Origin of the sequence: Mixta mediterraneensis, assembly GCF_030283135.1 — a bacterium.
GTDB lineage: Bacteria > Pseudomonadota > Gammaproteobacteria > Enterobacterales > Enterobacteriaceae > Pantoea > Pantoea mediterraneensis.
Window position 1 is genome coordinate 1 of sequence record NZ_JASUAZ010000134.1, and the last position, 1059, is coordinate 1059.

General features: G+C 38.1%; 1 protein-coding gene. It reads right to left on the reverse strand.

All coding sequences use genetic code 11. The annotated features are described in order from the left end of the window. The coding region (locus QRY16_RS21950) for a hypothetical protein (RefSeq protein ID WP_289778056.1) at window positions 1–330 on the reverse strand (330 nt) is incomplete at its 3' end. Between the last annotated feature and the right edge of the window lie 729 nt (window positions 331–1059).

The window sequence follows — 1059 nt, forward strand, 5'->3', positions numbered from 1 at the left end:
ATTTTTGTGGTATACAATGACCACTGGCACATTTGAATTGATCTGATTTACATTGATAGTCTTGACAATTCTTCTCGTCTGATCCATCTTCACAATCTTCGTCGTGATCGCATCGCCAACGAGATGGTACACATTTCTTATTACCACATTGAAATTCACTTTCCGAACATTCTCGATAGAGATCAGTACACATTGATGGTTCTTCATCACTGTTATCACCACAATCGTCTTCAAAATCGCACCGCCATCGAAGTGGAATGCATCGATCATTTTTACACTTAAAATCGCCGGTACTATGACATTTGGGACATAATTCTGGATGATTTTCATCAGAATTATCACGACAATCATCTTTTCCATCACAGAATAACCAACTGGGAATGCATCGATAGTTCAATCGAGATGGACATTTCTGCCAACCGGTACTGCAATTACGATTTCGACATAGATGAGCCGGTTCATCCGAATTATCGCCACAATCGTCATCAAAATCTATAAAACAAACAAAAAAATCGATTAATATCAATCAGAATTATATTTTAAATAAAAAAACCACAACATACCACAATACCACAACTTGGGAATACACTTTCCATTGTCACATTTGAATTGAGTGTCGGCGTCACATTCACCCTTATGACAATGGATTGGATCTTCATCAGAACCATCGGCACAATCATTGTCGCCTAATATTTAAATTTTAAAAAATAATTAATATCAATAATTATTATTTAACAGCAGGAATAAACATACCATCGCATTGCCATGAGTTTGGAACACATCTTCCCGTTTTCTTACACTTGAAACTATGTTCCCCACAATCGGTTTCACAAAAACTTTCATCCGATTTGTCACTACAATCGGAATGGCCATCACAGATACGAATACGAGAGATGCATGTTTGATTGTTGTGACACTGGAACATTCCCGGTTTACAACGGAACGGCGGACAATTCAATTCATCGGAACCGTCTTTACAGTCTTTATCGTTGTCACATGTCCAAAATATGGGAATACATCGGTCATCTGGTGATCCGCATCGATGTTGTCCACGCGTAC